The following is a 23282-nucleotide window of genomic DNA, read 5'->3' on the forward strand; positions in this document are numbered from 1 at the left end:
TTAAAGGCGTTACTCGCTGTGGGCTAAATTTAGCTCGCCACCAATAAACTTACACACAAACACGGCTTTGCCCCACTTCTCATGGGCGGCTTGCATTTCGGTGGCCAGCATCGCCATCACATCCGAATAGTCGCCGCACACTTGGGTCGCCATCGCATTGGTAACACGTTGAATCGTTGGATAACTGTCTAAACGATGAATAAACCATTTAATTGGATCGAGGTAGTTTTCATTAAAAGGATACATGCTAATTTCGGCGGTCAGTTTCATCTTCAATCCTTATTTCAAATACTTATCATAAAAATAGCCGCACCGTGAAACGGTATAGCATGAAGCCTCAAGTCTCTCTCCACAGCGCGGCTAGCTTGGGTACTACATAAACTTAACGTTCAGTGTTACCCCAATTTGGCGTGGGTCGCCGTAGCGGATATATTGTTTTTCCGCCCAGCCATTATCAGGCTCATTACCAAAATAGAAGCCACGAACGCCATATTCTTCATCAAATAGGTTGCGGCCCCATAAATATGCTGACCACGCACTTGCCTCATAACCTAAACGCGCATTCACAACAGTATATGGCTCGGAGCGCGAATCGTTACTGTCTGAGTAGTAAAACTCGCTCTTACCACTCATATTCAAGTTGGCAAACCAACCCGAGTTCGCACGATAAGTACCGCCTAGGCTATAGGTTAAGTGCGGTGAATGGGCCAGATCGCGCCCCGTTAAATCCACATCAGTACCGTATTTATCTTGATATTGGTAATTACCGTAAGCAGTCTGTAACCAACCAAGGCTTGAGTAAAACTGGAGATTATCCGTGGCATACCAAGTTGCATCCAGCTCGGCACCGTAGTTGTTTGAGCTACCCGCATTTTCAGTGTAGAGAATAAACCGTTGTGGCTTATTAGGATCTTGCTGGGAAGCAGCCACTTGCTGATCCTGTCTATCCATATAGAACAGTGCCAGATTAGTATCGATAAGCCCTTCAAACCAATGGGATTTTAAACCTATTTCGTAGTTGTATAAGGTTTCGGTATCAAACTCTTTTTTATCATTGAGTTCGACTGGCAAAGTCATGTTGAAACCGCCCGCCTTGTAACCTCGCGCCACACGGGCGTACACATTATGGGATTCATTCAGCACTTTGCTCAGCGCAATATGGCCGCCCCACATGGTTTCGCTCGGGTCAAAATTATCATTATTGGTGTCTGAATAATGGCTATTGCGACGCTCAACACGCAGCCCCATAGACAAGGCATAGTCAGCACCTAAATCCGTATCCAGCTGACCAAATACGGCGTAATTGGTTGCTTCATATTCAGAATCTAACACCTCATCAGGCCAAGTATTATATTCAGAATACAGTTGGTTATCTTCTTTAAGGTTCATCGCATAAACCCCAAGTAACCAGTCGGTTGAGCCGGCAAAAATACGGCCTTGGTCAGTCGAGCTTAAACGGAACTCTTGGGATAAGGTTTTACGCTGACCGGTTTTGTCCCAGAAGTAATCGTACTGACAAGGGGCGAGATTGCCCTCATCCTCACATTGCTTGGATGCCCAATACTCAGGGTTCGCCCAATCGCCATCGTAACTATAGTGGTGATCGGTATTGGCAAATGAAGTCAGCGAGGTCAACTCAAACTGCTCTGCCCCCGAATATGTCGCTTTAAAACCTGCGCCGGTGGTGCGCTGGCTATCGACACCCGGTTGATCAGATAGGGTGTTTGTCGGATCGTTGGTTAAACTCCAGACATCATAACCGTTATCAAAATCGGCATGCAGCAGGGTTAAATCGAGTTGCAGATCATCGGTGGCATACCAACGCAATTTCGCGCGACCAGTAAATTCATCGCGGCCATTAGTATCTTCTTTATTTAAATAGATATTGTCGCGATAACCGTTTTGCTGATGTTGCTGCAGTGCCACACGATACAGCAATTTGCCGGAATCGCTTAAGGGACCTGAGCTAAAACCACTGAAGGTTTGTAGATCGTCATTACCTAAAGAAACCTCGGCGCCATGTTCAAACACATCGGTTGGGTCGTTACTCTTAAGGTAAATTAAGCCCGCTAACGCATTGGCGCCATAACGGGTTCCCTGCGGGCCGCGTAACACTTCAACCTGCTGCAGATCGTACATGCTCGACACCATGCCGATACCGGATAAATCAATATCATCAACAATATAACCAACGGATGAGTTAGGCGCGCCTTGATATTGCTCCTGCTCACCCACGCCACGGATCTGAAAATACTTGGGGCGAGAACTACCACCTGACCAGTTAAAGTTGGCGATGGAGTTCATCACATCTTCAAAGTGCTGGGCGCTTTCATCTTGAATTTGCTGGGCATCGATAACGGTAATGCTTGAAGGCATTTTTTCTAAACTGGCACTGCGAAAATCCGCCGTAACCACCATGATTTCCATATCATTATTGGGATCAGGTTTGTCGATAGCATCGGTTTGCGCCCATGCCGACGCACTTAACGCCGCAGAGACGGCCAGCGCTAATGGTGCACGAGTTAACGATATCGTGAAGATTGAAGATTGGTTGTTAGACTTTTTGTTAGACATAGGACCTCAAATACATGTTTGAGATCCGGCAACGAATAAGCGATTCAGAAGTGTGCTGTTGATTGGCCCATTCCTACGCCGGTATTAGCCGGATCAGGTTCTAAGGGTTCGTCTGATGACATCTCAGTCTGCCAAATGTTGGCAAACACCCCTTGGCGGCGCTTAGTATACATGACGAAAATAATAAAGTAGACACACTTGTGCCGGCGATATCCTTAAATATCACTAAAACCTTGTCTTTCTACACAATGTTAAAAATCTTATGCCAAACGCCCGCAATCCCAATGCCTAAAATCGCCAGTCAACTCCTTTGGCCCATTTGACCGTTTATCACGATAATGTTATAGAAGGCCGCCATTTTACATAGGATGAGAGGATCATACTCAATGCAGCTAAAACCGTTAGCCAAAGGACGTTATAGCCAGCGATGGGAGCAAGACTATCCCCTTATTGAAGCGGTGATACTCAGCTGTATCAGCGAAGTTAAAATGCTTAAAAAAGGCGCCCATCTAATGACACAAGGTGAAGCCATGACGTCACTGGTGTTGGTAAAACAAGGGCGCGTGTCGCTTGGCCATACCGCCAGAAATGGTCGATGTTTTCAATTGGGGACTATCGATTGTGATTCGCAACTCTTTGGTGAAATGGAGTTTTTTACTCAATATCAATGCCAATTGGATATTATTGCCAATGAAGCCTTAGAAATCATGGTCATTAGCGCCGAAAAACTACAATATTCCCTCGGCCAGCACCCACAGCTAGCGTTATTTTTTGCCAGCGCCATTGCCATTGACTACCAAGACACCGTCGATATTTTTACCCGGCGCCTGCTGTATCCCATCAGCTATAACGTGGCATATGATATTTACCACGAATATTTAAATGATTTACCCGTTGATGGCTTTAGTAAGCGTTATTTAGAAGCGGAGCGATTTGGTACAACCGATCGCGTTTACCGACGGGCACTACAGTTGCTTGAAGAACGTGGCCTGATTGAACGCAATAAAGAAGGCATAAGGATTAAAGATCTCAATGCCCTTAAACAATTTGTTGAAGCTGCTATATAACCAAATTAAAAAAGCCCACTCTCAAGATTATTCATTAGCAATGAGTGGGCCAAATCAATTAACGTCGCAAATGAACTTTAGGCCGCAGCAGGTTTCATTCGGCCTGAAACAATCAGCATGATAAATATCGCAACATAAAGTAGCGGGATAACATACATCACCGTTTGCAATCCAATAATACGTTCAAAGAATGAGCTAATGGCGGGACTAAACATCGCCCCCGTGCTGCCACTGATCAAAATATAAGACACATTTTTACTGCTCGCCTTTTTAACAAAAGACACACCATAAGCAATAAATGCGTTGTAAAGAGCTGCGCACACAAAGCCATAACCATAGGTTAAATAACCTATCCAATTAAGCTTATCAGTTGTCACAATCATAAAGGTGATGACCATAGCAAGACCGATAATTGCGACTAAAAAATGGTGGATTTTTACCCGAGTCACAATCAGCGTCGAAATTAACGCACCAATCAGTGCAGCTGACCAATATTGAGTAATAATATTGCCCGCGTCTTCAAATGGAATATCAAATTTTTGCTTAACAAATAAAGGGGCCCAAGTTAAAAACGTATACAGCGCCAACATGCCTAAAAATAACCCAATACCACCGCTAATAATGCCGAAATTCCATTCAGATTGTTGCTTATCTTCCGTATTCGATGATTGCTCACATAGTGAAAAATTAGTGAACAAAGTAATAATCACGGTTCCTAACGCGACTAAACCTACGGCTAAGTAACTGTAACTCCATGACAATGAACTTGTGAGTGCGTAAGTTGTGATTAAAGGGAAAATAACCCCCGCAATATTAAATGTGGCATCTTGCACGACAAGCATGGTGCTTTGTAATTTCTCTTGCCACACTGATACCACTATCGTACCCGCAATACATAGCCCCACACCGCCGCAAAAACCAATCAAGGTCATGGCTATCATCACCACTTGTAGCGAAGTGGTAAGATGTAACGCGACAGCACACAATGCCACTAGGCTGTAGCTAATTAAGGTAATTCGCTTGATACCTAATTTTTCAATAAAGAAAAAAGCGGCAATAGTCCCCGCCAGTGCGCCGCCATTAAGCAAGGAGAATATTGAAGCAACGTCATTCACATTTGCTGAAAATTTATCCGCTATGGGTTCAATCAGCATCCCAAATTGAGTGGCAAAGCCCGCCATTATAAAATTAGCGAGAAAACTAATTGCGGTTAAGGTGATTTTATTATTCATGTTGTCATTCCATCAGTGAAATGCTAAGGGTACAAAGGATAGCGTTAACCCTAATTAAGCGCGGTTTCTAAGGCGAGCTCGATCATATTATTAAAGGATAATTGACGCTCTTGCGCCGTGGTTTCTTCACCGGTTAAACAGTGGTCAGATACCGTCAGAATCGCTAAGGATTCAATTCCCTGTTGATGTGCCAAGCCATAAAGTCCTGCCACTTCCATATCAATACCTAACACCCCGAAACGCTCAAGCGCCGGGATCATATCTTCGTCAGGATCATAGTAAAGATCGCCACTAAATACGTTGCCAACTTTCACGCTAATGCCTTTTTCATTGGCTTTGGTATAGGCTTTGTGCAGTAAGGAAAAGGTGGCTGAGGTCGCCATTTGGTAGCCACTGCTGCGTTTAGCATTCGTTGGGGAATCCGTACCCGCGGCTTGAGCTAAAATCACATCGCGCATTTCGACATGCTGTTGGGTCGCCCCTAAACTGCCGATACGAATAATACGTTTAACGCCGAAAAAATTAATCAACTCATGGCCATAGAGCACCATAGATGAAATACCCATACCATGGCCCATCACCGAAATGCGTTGCCCTTGGTAATAACCTGTGTAACCCAACATATTGCGAACGTTAGTCACTTCTACGGCATCGGTAAGATAGGTTTCAGCGATATATTTCGCCCGCAGCGGATCGCCCGGCATAATAACAGTTTCTGCAAAATCAGTAGGTTGCGCATTAATATGAGCCGTCATAGATCTATCCTCATGTGGTAATATGCAGATAGTAGTGCTCAACCGCGAAATATTTTTAGGACTAAAGTCCGGATCTTCTGTTGTAATCCCCCTTTTTTGTTAAAAGTGGATGATTTATCGCAACGTTTACACTTAGCATCATAAAACTTAATAACAAAATCTTATTTAACACATTGTATTTGATACAAATAAAAAGACTTACACCCAAAAGAGTAAGTCTTTTTAAATATAGAGAACCCAGCACAGACTCTACTAAAACAAACACCAATCTAGTTTGAATGGGTCTCGCGCACATAAACGTCAAATTTTACCACTTGGGCATTTGGTGCCACAGCCGACACTTGTAGCTGTTGTTTGCCGTGTAATTTCACCGATTTCCAACTGGTGGCTTCATCTTCAATGGTAAAACCGCTGGCATCATACCAAGTGAACTTATATTGCACTCGCATATCGCTTGAGGACTTGCTGACGATCAGCGCCGAACCTTGGATAAGATCGCCAACACGGCGCGCCTCAACCCCTTCGACACTGATATCACGGGCAAAACTCTTACTATCGACACGGGTATCTCCCTGTGAGTTCACCGAAATGCCCGCCGTATTAGTGCAGGCGCCGAGTGTCATTGCTGCTGCCAAGATTAATCCACTGTAAATTGCTTTCATTTTGTTTTCCCTCACTCACAAAAACCTAGGTGCCGAACAACGGATGGGCAATGACACTACGCGACGCCAGCTGAACTTATGCTTAACGTGCTCATCATGCCCCGCGCTCGCGATTAATCGATCAAAAAGTGCGCCCTTGCGGTAGCGATAAGCTGCTTACGATTGGTTTGCCAACAATTGATATTCACATTGGCGACTCGTCGCCCCTGACGGGTGATACGACATTCGGCGAAGCTGTCTTTATGCAGGCCTGCTCGCAGGTAATCAATCGAGAAATCGACCACTTTTGGCACTTTTGCCGTTTGCATAAACACCATTAACTGCACTATGGCTGACATTTCCATAAAACCGGCTATCACCCCACCATGAATCGCAGGCAGGATGGGATTACCGATATTGTCATCCTTAGCGGGGAGTTTGAAAATCAGCTCATCGCCAAAGCGCTCGACCTTCATGCCAATAAACTTAGCATAAGGGACATGTTCGAGCAGATGACCAAAGTCGTTCAGCTCGGTGGCGCGTTTTACAATTTCCTGTACATCGAGGGTTTTCGGCTCGGCCGGCTTATTTGAGTTCATCTGTCTCTCCTAAAGACGGCACGGCTTCTCCCATCAAGGCTTGCCTAAAGGCATCGCCGACCATTTCTGGGCTGATACGCATAAAGGAGCCCACCGCATGGGCGATAGGATCATCAATGCTGTCCTGATAGGCGATGGCGCGGGTAAAGGCAATATTGGATGACAACTTATAGCACTCGGCAAAGCCATAAACCGGTTTATGGGGCTGCGCGGGCTTCATATAATCGACCCGTAAGTCGAGGGTGGGCGAAATCTCTAAGGATTGATATTTTTGAAAAATCGCACTCACCACTGCGCTTCCACAGGCGGTATCCATCAGGGTGGTGATCACCCCGCCGTGGATAACGCCCGTATCGGGATAACCAATTAACTCCGTACTATAGGGCAACTCAATCAGTACATGGTGCTCACTGGCTTCGAGTACGGTTAACCCTAAGCGACGGCACTGGGCGAGCTGATCGACAAACCGCTGCGCCATTTGAGTCAGCGGGAAAAACTCAGGATTTACCTTCATTGACCTTGGCTCAACATGGGTCCCAGTGGCTCTCCGCCGACGAGATGAATGTGGATATGGTACACTTCCTGTCCGCCATGTTTATTGCAGTTCATGATCAAACGATAACCGTCTTTGGCAATCCCCGCCTCTGCTGCCAGTTTGGCTGCCACAGTCATCATCCGGCCGAGTGCGGGTTCATCCGAGGCTTTCATATCATTTGCGGTTGGGATCAAATGATTCGGCACAATCAGAATATGGGTTGGCGCCTTTGGCGAGATGTCTCTAAAAGCAGTCACCAGCTCGTCTTGATACAGAATGTCGGCGGGAATTTCGCGGCGGATAATTTTGCTGAAAATGGTTTCTTCGGCCATGGGGAGTCCTCCTTGGGTTAATTGGGATAGTATACTAGCAATTCAACACTTTGTGTCTCCAGATATTTTGCGTTTCATTTGCCTGTTGTGCGTATTTTTGGCAGCATGACGCCCATTAAAACGCATCAGTTTTACAGGATAAATTATGATCCACTATCACATCATTCCCGTCGATCCCAAGGCGCACTTGTTCGCCGTTACCATGACGGTACAAAAGCCCCACCCTAAGCAAGTTTTTAGCCTGCCCGCGTGGCTTCCCGGCAGTTATATGGTGCGGGATTTTGCTAAGAATATTATCGACCTTAAAGCCACAGACAGTAACGAAGAGCCGCTTAAGCTCATTCAACTGGATAAACAAACCTGGTCGGTCGAACATCAAAGCACCCAACTGACCTTAACCTATCAAGTTTATGCTTGGGACCTGTCGGTACGCACCGCGCATCTGGATATGACCCACGGTTTCTTTAACGGCAGCAGTGTATTTTTAGCCGCCCATGGCTTTGAGGCAGGCTTACACACAGTGACGATGGCGGCGCCGACCGAGCCGAGCCTAAATGAATGGCGCCTTGCCACCAGCATGGCACGTCAAAGCGGTGATGAATTTGCCTTTGGTGAGTTTTGTGCGCAAAGCTATGACGAACTTATCGATCATCCAGTTGAGATGGGGCTATTCACCCACGCCAGTTTTGAAGCCTGCGGCGTAAGGCACGATATCGTACTAAACGGTCGCCACCGCGCCCATATGCCGAGACTCTGCCAAGATTTAAAGGCGATTTGCGAGTATCAAATCAAGCTGTTTGGCACGCCAGCGCCCTTTGAGCGTTATCTGTTTATGACGACAGTACTCGACAATGGCTTTGGTGGTTTGGAACATCGAGCATCGACAGCACTCATGTGCTCACGCAAAGATTTACCGCTGTCGATGGATGCGCCGATAAATAACGACTACCGCACTTATTTATCGCTCTGCAGCCATGAATATTTCCACAGCTGGAACGTTAAGCGCATCAAGCCGGAATGCTTCTTGCCCTATCAACTCGAGGCGGAAACCTATACGCCGCAGCTGTGGGCCTATGAGGGCATCACCTCCTATTATGATGATTTCCTTACCTATCGCGCAGGCTTAGTCGATGAGCAAAGCTACTTAGATATGCTGAGCGAAACCTTTACAAGGGTATACCGCAGTCAAGGCCGTTTTAAACAAAGCATTAAGGACTCGAGCTTTAACGCTTGGACTAAGTTTTACAAGCAGGATGAAAACGCCCAAAACGCCATTATTAGCTATTACACTAAGGGCGCCCTGTTTGCGCTGTATCTGGATTTAACCCTAAGGAGTGAAACTAAGGGAAAATATAATCTCGATGATCTAATGACCATTCTGTGGCAAGAATATGCCCTGCAAAATCGTGGTACCACTGATGAATGCCATCAAAGGATTATTGAACGCTTACTGGGGCGTGATTGCCAAGATCTCTTCGCCTATTTAGACAATACCGACGATATCCCACTGGCACCGCTACTTGCCGAGTTTGGGGTTGAGTTGACCTTACGCGCGAGCAATGGTGCGCAGGATGTCGGCGGTGGCACGGCCAAAGGGTATGGGATTGCCTTTGGCGCTAAAACGCAAGCTGCGCCAATGGGCCTTAAAGTAACCACGGTCACCCAAGGCAGCCCTGCGCACCTTGCGGGCTTAAGTGCCGGAGACATCTTAATTGCGGCGGATAATCTACAGGTAACAGCCCAATTTGAAGCTCAGCTTCAGCAATACCCAATCGGACAACGCTTAAGCCTGCATTGGTTTAGACGCGATGAATTGATGACGGGAGAACTGCTCATTACCGAGGCGCCTAAGGATACGGTTGCCTTAAGTATCATAGATAAAGACAAACTGCAGGCTTGGTTAGGTCGTTGATCTTTAATCTATTAGTTTTTAATGCAATAGTCCTTAACCCATAAAGCACAAAAGGGGCAATCGTATCGAAGATTGCCCCTTTTTATTTGATTCTTAAGTTGTTCAATTGAATATTGGCTTAGCGGCCCCATCAACAACGCGTTACACCACCACATCGTGTAAGTAGGTTTGCGCCCATGCAATGGCTTGCCCACGGCTTGACACACCAATCTTACGGAACACACGGTACAAGTGAGTCTTAATGGTGCTCTCACTCACAAACAATTGATTCGCGATATCGAGGTTAGTGCTGCCAGACAACAGGGCTTGTAACACTTCGCGCTCACGGATGGTTAATGGCTCGGTATCTTCGAACAGTCCAAAGTCATCATTTACCCCATTCACCAATTGGATGGGGATCACTCTGTGTCCACGCAGGATGTTAGACAGGCCAAGGCTGATTTCAGTCAGTCCTGCATCCAGATAAAACACCCCTGCCGTAGTCGAGGCTTGCATTAAAAAACGGGCATCAACCTGTTTAGGGAATTGAATGTAGACGACTCGCACACTCGGGTGTTCACGGGCAAGCAAGCGTTGAAATTGATAGGCTTTCTGAAGATCAACAGTGGAAAGGTCAATCACCACCATAGAGGCTTGGTTATCTTTGATTTGATCGCACATTTCATCTGGACTGACTTGCGACAGCTTCACCAGAAACTCCTGCGGCCAGCGGCCTGCAAGCAATTCCATCAGAACTTGCGATCTTGACACTACAATCCAATGTAATATTTTGAACATCCTGCTCACTCCCTGTCTGGTTAACGATTATTTATTTTGAGAGGAGAAACATCTCTCAATACCACTTCAACATCCGTTCAATAGACTTCCAAGTCTATCGTGCACACGATATTAGCATTAGATAAAACAGATTCAAAAGACTTACGTAAAAAATATTTACCGTACGCAAATCAAAAACTTCTACAACTTTAGGACAAATCATTGTCAAGCAGAAGGCTTAATTTAAACTGAAAATAATGCGCTATTTTTAACAGAAAGGCGTAAAATCAAATCAATACAAAACATAAGGAAATACCATGTCCAGCCAGCAACCAAGCCCTATTGAAATACAATCCTACCCCGTCTGGGACAGACCTACGCGTCTATTCCACTGGATTAATGTCATCCTCGTACTCGCCCTGCTTATCGTGGGCGGTATAATGATGTTTCGCAGCGACTTAGGTATAACCGAACTCTCCGGCAAAATTGGGCTTAAGACACTGCACGTCATCATTGGCTATGGCTTTGCGATTAATTTACTGATCCGCTTAGTGTGGGGCTTTATGGGTAACAAATACGCGCGCTTTAGTCATATGTTCCCCAATGCCAATAGCAAGGCCGAGTTACAAACCTATAAAGCAGAACTTGCCGCGGGTAAAAATCCCCAATATCTAGGTCACAACCCTAAAGGAAAATTCGCCGTTCTCGCTATCATGCTCTTATTAGTCACGATTATGATTACTGGGCTGATCCGCGCCGGTACCGATATTTACTATCCACCCCTGGGAAGTGCAGTCCAACAGTACCTTGTGGCCACCAATGTTGATCCGAGTAGCCTACAACCCTACGATGCAACGGGCGTCGATACCGATAAAGCTAACGTGATAAAGCCCATAAAAGGTCTTGTAGGAGAGGTACATGTGTATGCAGTGTATTTATTGATACTGTTGATCATGCTGCATGTTTTTGCCGTAATCTACACCGAAGTCAAACGCCAACCTGGCATTATCTCAGCCATGTTTTCAGGCAAAAAGCTTATTCAAGGACAACCGAAGGACGAATGAGGTCAACTCAATGAGCATAAAAAACGCCAGCATTTGCTGGCGTTTTATCAAGCTCAATCTGAAGTCAAACTTACTTCTTCAGAATAGATGCCGGAGTACGGCCATCGTCGTGACAGCTTTCACAGGTAGGTTTTTGACCTACGTTCATATCGTGTGGCGCATGGCAGTCAGCACAGACTAAATTGCCATCGTGTGGCTTATGTACTGCGTCCATTTCAGAAAGCTTACCATGGCAGCTTTGGCATTGTTCAAACTCATAGGCACCATCAGCAGATGGCGTACCATCTTTATGACAGCTTTCACAACCACCAGATTCAGCGTGGAAGTCAGATAATTTTTGATCCGCGGCAAATGCGGTTGGCGACAGCGCTAGCGCTGCAAGACTTGCCCCGAAAAGCACACTTAATAGTTTTTTGCTCACAATTGTATCCTCCAATGGTGATTGACAGTGGAAATTCTTGTCAGGGGTGACTTCCATCTTGCAACCAATGTAAATAGCACGACTCGATTTAACTTAGCTAAGGATTGAGTAATAAGCAACACAATCTTATGCAAAGTAACTTTATCAATATACTCAAGGGTAAAATGTGCGCTGCATCATGTAACCACATGCTTATATAAGAGTTTTACATTGTCACAACCTACCAATTACAACTAAAAGCCTCCCTAGCTTAATCATCAGCAAAAGAAAAGCCCTAATAAAAAAGGAGACCCTAGGTCTCCTTTTGGTGAACGTTTGGACTCAATTAACGAGTTTGTAAAGCCGCAATACGCTTCTCTAGAGGCGGATGGCTCATCATTAACTCAGCCATTGAACGCTTGCCGTTAATACCAAAAGCAGACATTTGTGCTGGCATTGCTGAGCTTTCTGGGCCTTGGCGTAAACGCTCAAGTGCTGCAATCATCTTATGCTTGCCCGCTAAGCGAGCTGCACCTTCGTCGGCACGGTATTCACGAATACGTGAGAAGTAAGCCACGATAATTGATGCCAAAATACCAAACAACATATCAAGAACAAATACCACTGCCATATAAGCAAACATGCCCAAACCTTCGCCTTCTTCATCATTGCTCGAGACGAAGTTGTTGATAATGCCTGCAACAACACGCGCCGCGAAGATTACAAAGGTGTTCACCACGCCTTGAATTAAGGTCAAAGTGACCATATCGCCGTTAGCGACGTGGCTTACTTCGTGGGCAAGTACGCCTTCGACTTCGTCTTGACTCATGCCATACAACAGACCTGTACTCACGGCAACTAATGAGTTGTCCTTACTTGGGCCAGTTGCAAATGCATTCATCTCCGGCGATTGGTAAATTGCCACTTCTGGCATTTTAATCCCAGCTTGCTGGGCTTGGCGGGCAACCGTCTCCACTAACCAACGCTCAGTGCTATCACGTGGGGTGGTGATTACTTCACAACCCATGGTCTTTTTCGCCATCCATTTTGAAATCGCTAAGCTGATGAAGGCTCCGCCGAATCCAAAAATCGCAGCGAACACTAAGAGTCCACCCATAGTAGACGTATTCACGCCTAGAATAGACATTACAATTGAGGCTACTAGCAACACGGCTAGGTTAGTCGCAATCAATAAAAATATACGCTTCATATCAGCTCCTTTACGGCACAAAGGTGCCATTTATTTTGTTCAAAGACATAATATGTCCAATTAATCGAAATTCAAGGGGTAAAGGTAAGAGTTTTTCTAATCGCTTATTTTTCTCTCAATTTAGACACAGCCTTTCATGGCTCGTGAGTCTAGGGACAGTCTATTAAGCCAAACTTAAATCTAGGCGCTGTCAGTGTTACAGCCAAATTCATGTGTGTTTATCTATGTTTATCGTAATTAAACTTTGTTAACATGCCTGCACATTCTGAGATTTAAGGATAAAAAATGACCGTTAATGCCCTACTGCTAAGCAGTTCACGTGTTGGTGACACGCCTTATCTTTCCCATGCGCTGCCTTTTATCAAACCACTCACCGCTCACGCACAAAAATGGATTTTTATTCCTTATGCAGGGGTAAGCATGAGCTACGACACCTACTTAGCCTCTGTAGTGACGGGACTCAGTGAGCTTAAACTCGATATTAGTGGTATTCATCAACACCCTGATCCGCGCCAAGCGATTAAAGATGCCGACGGTATTTTAATTGGTGGCGGCAACACTTTTCATCTTTTGCATGAGTTGTATAAGTACGATCTTGTGCAGCTTATTCGTAATGAAGTCCTTAGCGGTAAGCCTTACATTGGTTGGAGCGCAGGGTCAAATGTATCTGGATTAAGCATTCGTACAACTAACGATATGCCGATCATTGAACCGCCATCATTCGCGGCCCTAAACATAGTGCCTTTTCAGGTAAATCCACATTATTCAAACTACCGTGCTCCAGGACATAACGGTGAAACTCGGGCTCAGCGATTACTCGAATTTACCCGTGTCGATCCGAACACGCCCGTCATTGGCATTGTTGAAGGCAGTGCGCTATGGCGACAGGGAGACACTTTATCACTGTTGGGTGATAATCCTGCCTATTTATTCTGTGGCGAACAGCAGGAGCTCCCTATTCCCGTAGGTAGCGATTTATCTCATTTGCTAAAATAAGATCTCGTTAGCGGCATTCATCGTGGTAAATAGGGTAACATTCACACTAAGCTAACCACTTAACATGCAAATGCCGCTCCTTTAAGAGTTGAACGCGACAAAAAACTAGACTGATTTATTGACCTTGCCCGCTATCAATATCCTTTCATCATGCAAGGATCGGCATATCTCCCGCAGGAGAAAAAACTTGCACCACTTAAGTATCTGCACTAATTTCGTTGTCGAACACCTTGATAAACAAGATTAATTTTTGCATTTACCCCTAGCTACATTCTGAAACAAATTTTCTAAGTTATTTAAAATTAGGGAGTTATGACCAAGGCACAGGAGTATTTTTTTACCCTTGGTCCATCCAAGTGAGGAGTTTTCATTTTGCGACTGCATTCAACATTGAACCATTCAACCCCGATGAACGGTCATAAAAAGACCAAATTAACACTTTTTTTTGGGTCTATACTGGCCGGCATAATGAGCATCAGTAGTTTAGCCCCCGCCTATGCCGCCAATGCAAGCGATGATAAAAAAGCTAAGGCATTCTCCCATGACACCGTCGTTGAGTTAGCACAGCAACTGGCTCAAAAACCCTTCAAAGAAGCTAGAAAGGCTCCGAAGGAACTGATCGACTTAGATTACGCCACTTATGGCAAGATCAATTATCAAGAAAACGCTGCGATTTGGGGCGGAACATCCACTAAGTTTTCAGTGCAACTTTTTGCGCCCGGTTTTTTATACAAAAATTTGGTGGATATTGATGTCGTTGAAAACAGCCGAGCTTTTCCTATCGAGTTAACAGAATCTTCCTTTAGTGTGCCCAATGATACCATTGAGAAATTGCTCACGCAGGTAGGACAATATGCAGGCGTTCGACTTCATTACCCTATCAATGACGATGAAGTCAAAGACGAGTTCATTATGTTTCAAGGGGCAAGCTATTTTCGTGCATTATCCAAGGGCCAAACCTATGGATTATCAAACCGCGGGTTAGCCATTGATGTTGCCCAACCTAAAGGTGAAGAATATCCCTTATTTAAACGTTTTTGGATAGAGCGGCCCTCTAAATATCAAACAGCGATTGTGGTACACGCATTGCTAGATAGTCAGAGTGTTACAGGTGCCTATCGCTTTGGTATTTATCCTGGAGCACCGACACGTGTTGATGTCGATGTCACCCTCTTTCCGCGCCGAGATATCGCCCACGTTGGCCTAGCACCACTGACCTCCATGTTTCTTTATGGTGGTTTAGATACGCCTGACAAACCCGATTATCGTCCTGCAGTGCATAACTCTGAAGGATTACAAATTGATCGAGGTAACGGTGAGCGTTTATGGCGACCACTCAATAATCCAAACAAACTGCAAATCAGTGCCTTTGGTGACGAAGATATTAAGGGTTTTGGTTTAATCCAACGCCATCGTAACTTCGACTACTATCAAGATCTTGGTGCGAACTACCAACAACGTCCTTCTGCATGGATTGAACCATTAAACGATTGGGGTAAAGGGCAATTAATACTGCTTGAAATTCCATCAAGCGCCGAAACCAATGATAATATCGTCGCCTATTGGGAACCTCAGGGGGGATTAAAGCAGGCTGAGCCCTATCGCTATTCCTACCGCATTACAGCGTCTAATGACAGCCCAAGTTTTACAAACAAAGCACGGGTAATTCGTAGCTCTAAGGGACAAAAACAGGCCAAAGGCAAAGAACTCCTTATCGACTACAGCAATATCAAGCCACAAGATATTGAAAAAATTACAATTGATGCCAGTATCAGTAAGGGTAAAATTCTCTCATCTCGGATAGTAGCTCACCCTGAAATTAATGGTGCTCGGATCTTCATTACGTTTGAGCCTGAAAGTACCAATGTGGCAGAATTGCGCATTCAATTGCGTAAAGATGAAAAACCTGTCGCCGCTACTTGGCTATATCGCTGGAACAGTGATGATTGGCCCTAGGCCGATAAACTAAGACTTTTGCTTAACACCATAAAAATCGCCGGAAATCCGGCGTTTTTTATGGGTAAAATCAATATTTCCACACTCACATTAATAACCTTACAGTTAAGCAGTTTAATATTTCCGATGACTTACCACAGTATTTTTCGGAATAAGTAGGATTATTTATCTCTAACAAAAATAGGGATTTTCAGTTCCAGTTTTTGAATCCTATTTAGCGTCTCATAACATTTACACCCCAATCCTACGGCGTTATATTAGCCTCTCAAAAAAACTGAATATTCACACAAGCTACGTTTTTATAAGATATCTACCTATTGTGCTCATCCTATTCAGTGTTTAGTTATTTTTCGCATCATCAATATGTTAGAGAAAAAATGAAGTTACCTACATTAAATGCTGCGTATTTTCGTAAGCCAACGACAATATTGTTAATTACAAGTACGTTAATTATCTTATATTATTTATTACCAATGATTGGGCGAGCATTTTGGCTAGCCTTAGTATTACTCAGCTATTTGCTGATTTAACATGTAAACAAGATGCTAACATGGCGATAAAGGTTAACATTCATCTTAATATTCTCCATTAATCTCGCTTGATAATGCTAAGTTTCTTCAACCTATCAAATCTAGCTGACTCATCATCTAGACGGATATTTATGCTATGCCATTTTCACACTTGAAATCAGTTCTCACGCTTTCGTTACTGTTTACCCAGAATGTCTTGGCAACTGCCGTCGATTTTAGTGACTATGGTCCTTTACGCAGCTATGCGCAATCACCGGCCCAAGCAGGCAGTTTAACACCGATGTTAAGATCAGGGTTTTCGTTACCTGAAGGTCAAAAAGAGCTGCACTTATCCGCAAGTGCAGCCAGTGTTTGGGCTGAAACCGATGACTATTTTGCCGATTACTATCACAACACCCTTGAAGGAGGACTGACTTGGCAAGTCAATGATAAATGGATGATAGATACCAGTTATCACTGGCGTTTTAGTGGCGATAATCACTTAGACTCAGTAACTATGTGGTTTCATGATGCATTTGGTTTTAGTCAAAATGGTCGTGAAGATGCCGCTAAACATCAAAATCAAATATTTTCTAAAGATGCCGTTAATCAACAAGATATTTCAGGCGAAAACCTCAATAATGTCGTCATACTTTATGTTGGCTACCAATTGTTTGAAAACCAATATCAGGGCTTATCTTTAGGAGGCAGCCTATATTATAACTATGTCGACTCAGTCCCCTTTGAAGATGAAAGCTTTGAACAAGCGTTACAGCTTAATTACAGCTTTCGTTATGAAAAACATCATGTTCATTCTACCGCAGCTGTTAGTTTTAGGCAGGGTAATGAGGTTCTTTCGGGGATAAGCTACGATAATCATGCTTATTCCGTCAATCTCGGTTATGAATATTTAACGAGTCGCCATGGCTGGTTACTTGAATTACATCACTATCAGGGCTTACTCGAAACCGAAAATGATTTTTCAAAAGCCTCGAACGAAATATTACTCGGCGACCGTTACTATTTAGATACCAGTGCAATAGAATTCTCTATTGTTGAAAACTATTTCAATATGGATAACAGCACCGATATTGCCTTTAATATTGGCTATCGCGTTAAGTTTTAGACACAATAAATTAAATCTACACTAACTAACAAAAACAGAGGCGATATTGCCTCTGTTTTGATATCAAACTTATTATTTGAATAAGCTTATTTCAGAAATAAGGATTGGATATCGATAAAGTTGGCGGCATGCTCCGCATCCGCCTGCTTAAGATGAGGAATGCAACCAAGGAAAGGCGATACCATCATCTCTTTAAGCGACGCTAAGTTTTCATCGAACACACTCATATTGGGATCGACACAGTTTGCCACCCAACCTGCGACCGTTAAGCCATCGGCTAATATCGCTTCTTGAGTTAATAACGCATGATTTAGACAACCGAGCTTCATTCCTACCACAAGAATGACGGGTAAATTAAGCTGTTTTACCAACTCAGATAAATAGCGCCCTTCCCCTAAGGGCAAACGCCAACCGCCCGCCCCTTCGATTAAACAAAAATCCGCCTGCGCAAACGCCGCGCGATCAAGCTTGGCCAAAATAGCCTCGGGGGATAAATTAACTCCCTGCTGTTTTGCTGCAATATGCGGTGCAATCGCAGGTTCAAAACTTATCGGATTCACCTGCTCATAGCTCAGTTTAAGGGATGAGGCCGACATCAGTTTTAATGCATCACTGTTACGCAAGCCCTTTTCAGTGATTTCACAGCCTGAGGCAACAGGCTTCACCCCAAGACTTAAGCGCGAAGACCCTGCGCACAGAACGTCACGATTGAATGCGGTTAACAGTGCGGTCGATACTAAGGTTTTACCGCTATCGGTATCTGTACCTGTTACAAAAAACATGCGTTTTCCTTGTTAATCTATTGGCCAATCATGCGCCAAACCGTTGCTAGAGGCTTATACCGAGCCACCTTGGCGACGCACACGAAATTGGGCGATCTGATAGGTTAAAGGCAGGCCCTGTGCCTCACGAAATAGTTCTGCGCGTTGTTGTAAAGCCTGCCAATCGTGGCGGCCACGCAATTTACCTAAATGGGCATCGGGATCTGCAGAAGTTACTGTCTGTAATGAGGATTGCACCGATGCGCCCACGCCCTTAATGGAATAAAGTAAGGTTTTAAGATCTTGAAAATAGACGGTCATTGGCATGAGCTTCACATCAAGAAATTGCCAATCGGTGTCGTCAAATGCCGCTTGTAAGCTTTCAAGGGATAAAAAACTATTGACCCTCAAACCAAGAGTAGATAACTGAGCCAGGCTGCCTGCCGCCACGATACTCAGATGCGCTTCTCCACCTGACTTTAAGACTCTGGCCATTTCGCTGGTTGCAGCCGAAAAGTCATGGCACCACTGCAGAGCCAAATTAGAGTAAATATTATCGATGCACGCATCGGCAAAGGGTAATTGCTCGGCATTACCGCAAACACACCGGTGCTCAGGGTAAGTCGCATTAAGCTGTTGCAGCATGCCCAAAGCGATATCGAGTGCATAAACTCTAATATCTGTGCCTGTGGCATTATGATCAAAATTGGTTCCCGGCCCTGCGCCAATATCAAGAATTGCGCCCTTGGCTACAAATCCCTGCAACAAACTCGCGCCGCTTAAACGCTGCAAACAGTTATGCTTTTGATAGCTCTTGGCTGCTGCTGAAAACCGCTCGGCAATATGCGAGAGCTGATCTGCGGGCTCATGGGGATTAAGGCTAACGCCAAGCGGCATGAACATCTCTGGTTATTCTCACTTTTAAATCAAACTCTGATCTTTCAACTCTCAAGATTAAGGCATCGAATCGTCGGCCATAAGCAGTATCGAAAACATTAGCTTATCGCGCAGGACGCTCAGATACCCTAGGTAGTGCAACTTCGGCCAGCACTTGCGCAATGCCCTTAACACAGCACCGAATTGCCGCCTCGCTATGGCATGCACTCAAAGTAATACGTAATCTTGCTGAGCCTACGGGCACGGTTGGTGGACGAATTGCCCCAACCCAAATCCCCATGGCTTTTAGCTTTTGCGCAACCAGTAAGGTTTGCTCGGCATCACCAATGATCAGAGGTTGAATCGCGGTATTACTACCAAGAAGTGGAATATCGGCATCTTGGCATAACTGTTTGAACAGCGAGATATTACGCTGCAACTTTTGCCTAAGTTCAGGTTGAGCTTCACAGTGTTCAACTGCGGCCAAAGCTAGCGCAGCATTGGCCGGTGACAGTGCAGTGGAATAAATATATTCCCGCGCATTACTCACTAAAAACGCAATCAACTCTCGACTACCCAGAATTGCTGCGCCTTGACAGCCTAATGCCTTGCCAAAAGTCACTATCTGGATGTCGATAAGGTTGGCAGCTGGCTGATTAAAAATATCAGACACGCCAAAACCATGGGCATCATCGACAATCAACCACGCATTATGCGCGCGGCAAAGTGCAGATAACGCCGAAATCGGCGCAATATCGCCATCCATGCTAAACACACTTTCAGTGATCAGCGCTGAAACCGTGTTTTTGGCTAACAGCCGCTCCGCACTCTCAGTTGAGTTGTGCAAAAAGCGTTTAAAATCTGCGCCACTATCGCGTAAACCATCGATAATAGACGCGTGAACCAGCTTATCCGCCAGCACAACATCTTGCTTATCGAACAGGGTTTTACAGAGCGTACTATTAGCGCTAAACCCTGAGCTAAACAGTAACGCTGACTCAAATCCGGTTATCTGGCACAGCTTGGTTTCCAGCGCTAAATGCGCCTCATTGTAGCCCGTCACCAGTGGCGATGCCCCGCTGCCGACACCATATTGCTGTGCACCGCGGTGTAGCGCCGCAATTAATTCGGGCGCACGGCAAAGCCCTAAGTAGTCGTTACTGCTGAAGTTAAGATAAGTTTGCCCCTCAAAGCAAAACTGCGGCTCAGCGTCGCTTAGCACGGCATCTGTTGATAATGCTTGACGCTGCCTTAGCAAACCTTGCCCTGCTAAGGCTTGCTGACGGGCGCGGATTTTTGAAGCCAGTTTTGACGCGAGTGGTGAACTCATATTCTCTTGCTCAGGATTTTCTTGCTAAACGTAAGCGCCATAAATCCTTTAGAAGGTAAAGCGCTCCAACGCTTAATGAAGCGCATTTATACACTGTGGTTATAGCGCAGCCGCATCATAAAACTGAGACGCAGCTTTATCTTGGTGAGCCGCAGCTTTAGCTAATACTGCTTGCTCATCATCGATAGTCGCGGCTGCGCCCTGCTCAGGGCGTAAGCCCAGACGACGGAACAGCCCCATGTCGTCACTTTCTTCAGGGTTTGGCGTAGTCAGTAACTTGCAGCCGTAAAAAATCGAGTTCGCGCCCGCAAAGAAACACATGGCCTGCAGTTCGTCAGTCATGTTTTCACGGCCCGCCGATAAACGCACACGGGACTTAGGCATTAAAATACGCGCCACGGCGATGGTACGGACAAACTCCAGCGGATCTAAATCATCGAGTTTTTCGAAGGGAGTACCGGCCACTTTAACTAGCATATTGATCGGCACAGAATCCGGATGCTGGGGTAAATTCGCCAGTTGTTGCAATAAACCCGCCCGGTCTGTGGCCTTTTCGCCCATGCCAACAATACCGCCAGAGCAGACTTTCATGCCCGATGCGCGCACATGGCTTAAGGTATCTAAGCGGTTTTGATAGGTACGGGTGGTGATCACATCGCCGTAGTATTCAGGCGAGGTATCTAAATTGTGGTTGTAATAATCAAGGCCCGCATCGGCCAACTCGTTGGCTTGCTCGGCGCTTAACATTCCTAAGGTCATGCAGGTTTCCATGCCGAGGGCTTTCACCTCTTGCACCATTTGCTTAAGGTATGGCATGTCTTTATCTTTCGGGTTACGCCAGGCGGCGCCCATACAGAAACGCGAAGCCCCCGCGGCTTTGGCACTGCGCGCTTCGGTGAGCACGGTTTCCATCGCTAATAGACGCTCTTTTTCAAGGCCAGTGTCGTAACGCGCACTCTGCGGACAATATTTACAATCCTCAGGACAAGCACCGGTTTTGATCGACAGTAAGCGGCTGATCTGCACTTCGTTAGGATCGTACACTTCACGGTGGATACTGTGGGCTTTAAATAATAAGTCATTCATCGGCAGCGCAAATAAGGCTTCGATTTCTTCCCGCTTCCAATCATGACGAACTTGCAACTGCGACATTGAACACCCTTTTATTTTTGTATTTTACCTTGGCTAGGATAACCTCAGCCCTTAAACTGTCAACGCCAACCAGTGATACAGGTTTACCACTGATTAATTTTCAATCAACACTGTGAGCTTTTATGCGCAATTTACTCGACTTGGATTTTGATAGCACCCATATTTGGCACCCTTATACCTCCATGACTCGTGCACTTCCTGTTTTTGGGGTACACAGTGCCCAAGGCTGCGAGCTGGAATTGGTCGATGGCCGTAAACTGATTGATGGCACCAGCTCTTGGTGGGCCTGCGTGCATGGCTATGGTCATCCGGCAATATTAACGGCGATGGAGCAGCAATTGCACCAACTCAGCCATGTCATGTTTGGTGGCATTACCCATGAACCCGCCATTACACTCTGCAAAAAACTGCTGGCGATGACCTGCGAGCCATTAACGAAAGTCTTTCTGTGCGACTCGGGCTCGATTGCCGTTGAGGTTGCCATCAAAATGGCGCTGCAATATTGGCAGGGGCAAGATTTACCTTTAGCGCAAAAGGCCCAAAAACAGCGCATTCTTACGGTGAAGAAGGGCTACCATGGCGATACTTTTGCCGCCATGAGTGTCTGCGATCCCGAAGGTGGCATGCATACCATGTTTGGTGAAGCAGTCACAAAACAGTGTTTTGTCGACGCGCCGCAAACGCCCTTTGGTGAATCGTTACGCCAAGATGATTTAGCGCCAATGCAGCGCATTTTACGCGAGCAACATCAAGAGATTGCCGCCGTGATTATCGAGCCGATTATGCAGGGTGCAGGGGGAATGCGCTTCTACAGCAGCGAGTATTTACGCGGCCTACGTGCCCTGTGTGATGAATATCATGTGCTGCTTATTCTCGATGAAATCGCCACGGGTTTTGGCCGAACCGGTAAGTTATTTGCCTATGAACATGCCGGCATCACGCCTGACATTCTCTGCCTAGGCAAAGCCTTAACGGGCGGTTATATCAGCCTTGCCGCTACCTTATGCACGGATAACGTCGCCCAAGGCATTAGCCAATCACCCGCCGGCGTCTTTATGCATGGTCCGACATTTATGGGTAATCCCCTTGCCTGCGCCGCCGCCTGCGCCAGCTTAGATTTAATCAATCAGCAAGAGTGGCCAGCACAGGTTGCCGCCATCGAGCAGCAAATGCAGCGCGAGCTTGCCGATGCCATTGATATTCCCAGCGTGAAAGAGGTGCGCGTGCTCGGCGCGGTTGGTGTGTTAGAAATGCACCAAGCGGTGAATACCGCGGCGCTGCAGCAGCAATTTGTCGACCTAGGCGTATGGGTTAGACCCTTTGCCAACCTGATTTATATTATGCCGCCCTATGTGATAAGTTCGGCGCAGCTCAGCCAACTCACCCAAGCGATGAAGCAAGTCGCGGCCACCATTACACCACCGAAAACCACTTCGGATGACGTAAGTCGAGGTCAAAACATCTGCATCAGCCATGGCTAATCGCCATGGCCGCAAGTT

The 23282-nt window shown here is 45.7% G+C and carries 22 protein-coding genes and 1 riboswitch; of the genes, 7 read left to right on the forward strand and 15 right to left on the reverse strand.

Annotated features, from left to right (window positions below):
- Positions 1-9: 9 nt before the first annotated feature.
- Together HG547_RS14400 and HG547_RS14405 are read right to left on the reverse strand one after the other, a co-directional pair.
- On the reverse strand, positions 10-270 hold the full coding sequence (locus tag HG547_RS14400; protein WP_037427460.1) for a hypothetical protein: 261 nt from the start codon (positions 268-270) through the stop codon (positions 10-12).
- A 102-nt stretch (positions 271-372) separates the two neighbouring features.
- Positions 373-2574, reverse strand: coding sequence for a TonB-dependent receptor (locus tag HG547_RS14405; RefSeq protein WP_169548204.1), 2202 nt, complete (start codon positions 2572-2574; stop codon positions 373-375).
- A gap of 53 nt (positions 2575-2627) precedes the next feature.
- Positions 2628-2737, reverse strand: a riboswitch (TPP riboswitch).
- 223 nt (positions 2738-2960) lie between these two features.
- Here HG547_RS14405 and HG547_RS14410 point away from each other — a divergent pair.
- Complete coding sequence (locus tag HG547_RS14410; RefSeq protein ID WP_169548205.1) at positions 2961-3641, forward strand: Crp/Fnr family transcriptional regulator; 681 nt, start codon at positions 2961-2963, stop codon at positions 3639-3641.
- Between the two features lie 77 nt (positions 3642-3718).
- Here the strand turns inward: HG547_RS14410 and tsgA are convergent, their stop codons facing one another.
- The 6 genes from tsgA to hinT all read right to left on the reverse strand — a co-directional run bounded on the left by tsgA (position 3719) and on the right by hinT (position 7735).
- On the reverse strand, positions 3719-4873 hold the full coding sequence (tsgA, locus tag HG547_RS14415) for an MFS transporter TsgA (protein WP_169548206.1): 1155 nt from the start codon (positions 4871-4873) through the stop codon (positions 3719-3721).
- Between the two features lie 50 nt (positions 4874-4923).
- Positions 4924-5628, reverse strand: a complete 705-nt coding sequence (deoD, locus tag HG547_RS14420) for a purine-nucleoside phosphorylase (RefSeq protein WP_037427467.1) — start codon at positions 5626-5628, stop codon at positions 4924-4926.
- Between the two features lie 269 nt (positions 5629-5897).
- Positions 5898-6290, reverse strand: a complete 393-nt coding sequence (locus HG547_RS14425) for a YcfL family protein (RefSeq protein WP_169548207.1) — start codon at positions 6288-6290, stop codon at positions 5898-5900.
- A 113-nt stretch (positions 6291-6403) separates the two neighbouring features.
- Complete coding sequence (locus HG547_RS14430; protein ID WP_088585477.1) at positions 6404-6868, reverse strand: PaaI family thioesterase; 465 nt, start codon at positions 6866-6868, stop codon at positions 6404-6406.
- Positions 6855-7382, reverse strand: coding sequence for a PaaI family thioesterase (locus tag HG547_RS14435; protein WP_037427471.1), 528 nt, complete (start codon positions 7380-7382; stop codon positions 6855-6857). The genes HG547_RS14430 and HG547_RS14435 overlap by 14 nt, the downstream gene beginning before the upstream one ends.
- Positions 7379-7735, reverse strand: coding sequence for a purine nucleoside phosphoramidase (hinT, locus tag HG547_RS14440; protein ID WP_011623075.1), 357 nt, complete (start codon positions 7733-7735; stop codon positions 7379-7381). Before hinT ends, HG547_RS14435 begins: the two co-directional genes overlap by 4 nt.
- A 145-nt stretch (positions 7736-7880) precedes the next feature.
- On the opposite strand from hinT, the gene HG547_RS14445 reads away from it, so the two are divergent.
- A complete protein-coding gene (locus HG547_RS14445; protein WP_169548208.1) occupies positions 7881-9647 on the forward strand; it encodes a PDZ domain-containing protein in 1767 nt (588 codons plus the stop codon).
- Positions 9648-9788: 141 nt separating this feature from the next.
- On the opposite strand, the gene HG547_RS14450 is transcribed toward HG547_RS14445, so the two are convergent.
- Positions 9789-10424, reverse strand: coding sequence for a LuxR C-terminal-related transcriptional regulator (locus HG547_RS14450; RefSeq protein WP_011717426.1), 636 nt, complete (start codon positions 10422-10424; stop codon positions 9789-9791).
- 296 nt (positions 10425-10720) lie between these two features.
- Between HG547_RS14450 and HG547_RS14455 the strand changes: the two genes are divergently transcribed.
- Entirely contained in the window at positions 10721-11467 is a 747-nt protein-coding gene (locus HG547_RS14455; RefSeq protein ID WP_169548209.1) for a cytochrome b/b6 domain-containing protein, read from the forward strand.
- 70 nt (positions 11468-11537) lie between these two features.
- Here the strand turns inward: HG547_RS14455 and HG547_RS14460 are convergent, their stop codons facing one another.
- Both HG547_RS14460 and htpX read right to left on the reverse strand, forming a co-directional pair.
- Complete coding sequence (locus tag HG547_RS14460; RefSeq protein WP_037419470.1) at positions 11538-11888, reverse strand: cytochrome c3 family protein; 351 nt, start codon at positions 11886-11888, stop codon at positions 11538-11540.
- Positions 11889-12213: 325 nt separating this feature from the next.
- Positions 12214-13077 carry a protease HtpX gene (gene htpX / locus HG547_RS14465; protein ID WP_037419467.1) on the reverse strand — a complete coding sequence of 288 codons (864 nt, stop codon included), beginning with the start codon at positions 13075-13077 and terminating at the stop codon, positions 12214-12216.
- 285 nt (positions 13078-13362) lie between these two features.
- On the opposite strand from htpX, the gene pepE reads away from it, so the two are divergent.
- The 3 genes from pepE to HG547_RS14480 all read left to right on the forward strand — a co-directional run bounded on the left by pepE (position 13363) and on the right by HG547_RS14480 (position 17664).
- The gene (pepE, locus tag HG547_RS14470; RefSeq protein WP_055648401.1) at positions 13363-14073 is read left to right on the forward strand and encodes a dipeptidase PepE; all 711 of its coding nucleotides are present in this window, start codon (positions 13363-13365) and stop codon (positions 14071-14073) included.
- Positions 14074-14445: 372 nt separating this feature from the next.
- Positions 14446-16029: a glucan biosynthesis protein G gene (locus HG547_RS14475; RefSeq protein ID WP_169548210.1), complete on the forward strand. Its 1584-nt coding sequence runs from the start codon at positions 14446-14448 to the stop codon at positions 16027-16029.
- Between the two features lie 666 nt (positions 16030-16695).
- On the forward strand, positions 16696-17664 hold the full coding sequence (locus HG547_RS14480) for a DUF3187 family protein (protein WP_169548211.1): 969 nt from the start codon (positions 16696-16698) through the stop codon (positions 17662-17664).
- Between the two features lie 86 nt (positions 17665-17750).
- On the opposite strand, the gene bioD is transcribed toward HG547_RS14480, so the two are convergent.
- The 4 genes from bioD to bioB form a co-directional block, all read right to left on the reverse strand.
- On the reverse strand, positions 17751-18446 hold the full coding sequence (gene bioD / locus HG547_RS14485; protein WP_169548212.1) for a dethiobiotin synthase: 696 nt from the start codon (positions 18444-18446) through the stop codon (positions 17751-17753).
- 54 nt (positions 18447-18500) lie between these two features.
- The gene (gene bioC, locus HG547_RS14490; protein WP_169548213.1) at positions 18501-19328 is read right to left on the reverse strand and encodes a malonyl-ACP O-methyltransferase BioC; all 828 of its coding nucleotides are present in this window, start codon (positions 19326-19328) and stop codon (positions 18501-18503) included.
- Positions 19329-19425: 97 nt separating this feature from the next.
- Positions 19426-20631, reverse strand: a complete 1206-nt coding sequence (locus tag HG547_RS14495) for an 8-amino-7-oxononanoate synthase (protein ID WP_169548214.1) — start codon at positions 20629-20631, stop codon at positions 19426-19428.
- A 99-nt stretch (positions 20632-20730) separates the two neighbouring features.
- A complete protein-coding gene (bioB, locus tag HG547_RS14500) occupies positions 20731-21783 on the reverse strand; it encodes a biotin synthase BioB (protein WP_037427489.1) in 1053 nt (350 codons plus the stop codon).
- A gap of 122 nt (positions 21784-21905) precedes the next feature.
- Here bioB and bioA point away from each other — a divergent pair, with 122 nt between their 5' ends.
- Positions 21906-23264: an adenosylmethionine--8-amino-7-oxononanoate transaminase gene (gene bioA / locus HG547_RS14505; RefSeq protein WP_169548215.1), complete on the forward strand. Its 1359-nt coding sequence runs from the start codon at positions 21906-21908 to the stop codon at positions 23262-23264.
- Positions 23265-23282: the final 18 nt, after the last annotated feature.

Origin of the sequence: Shewanella sp. DNRA4 (genome assembly GCF_012843185.1) — a bacterium.
Classification (GTDB): domain Bacteria; phylum Pseudomonadota; class Gammaproteobacteria; order Enterobacterales; family Shewanellaceae; genus Shewanella; species Shewanella xiamenensis.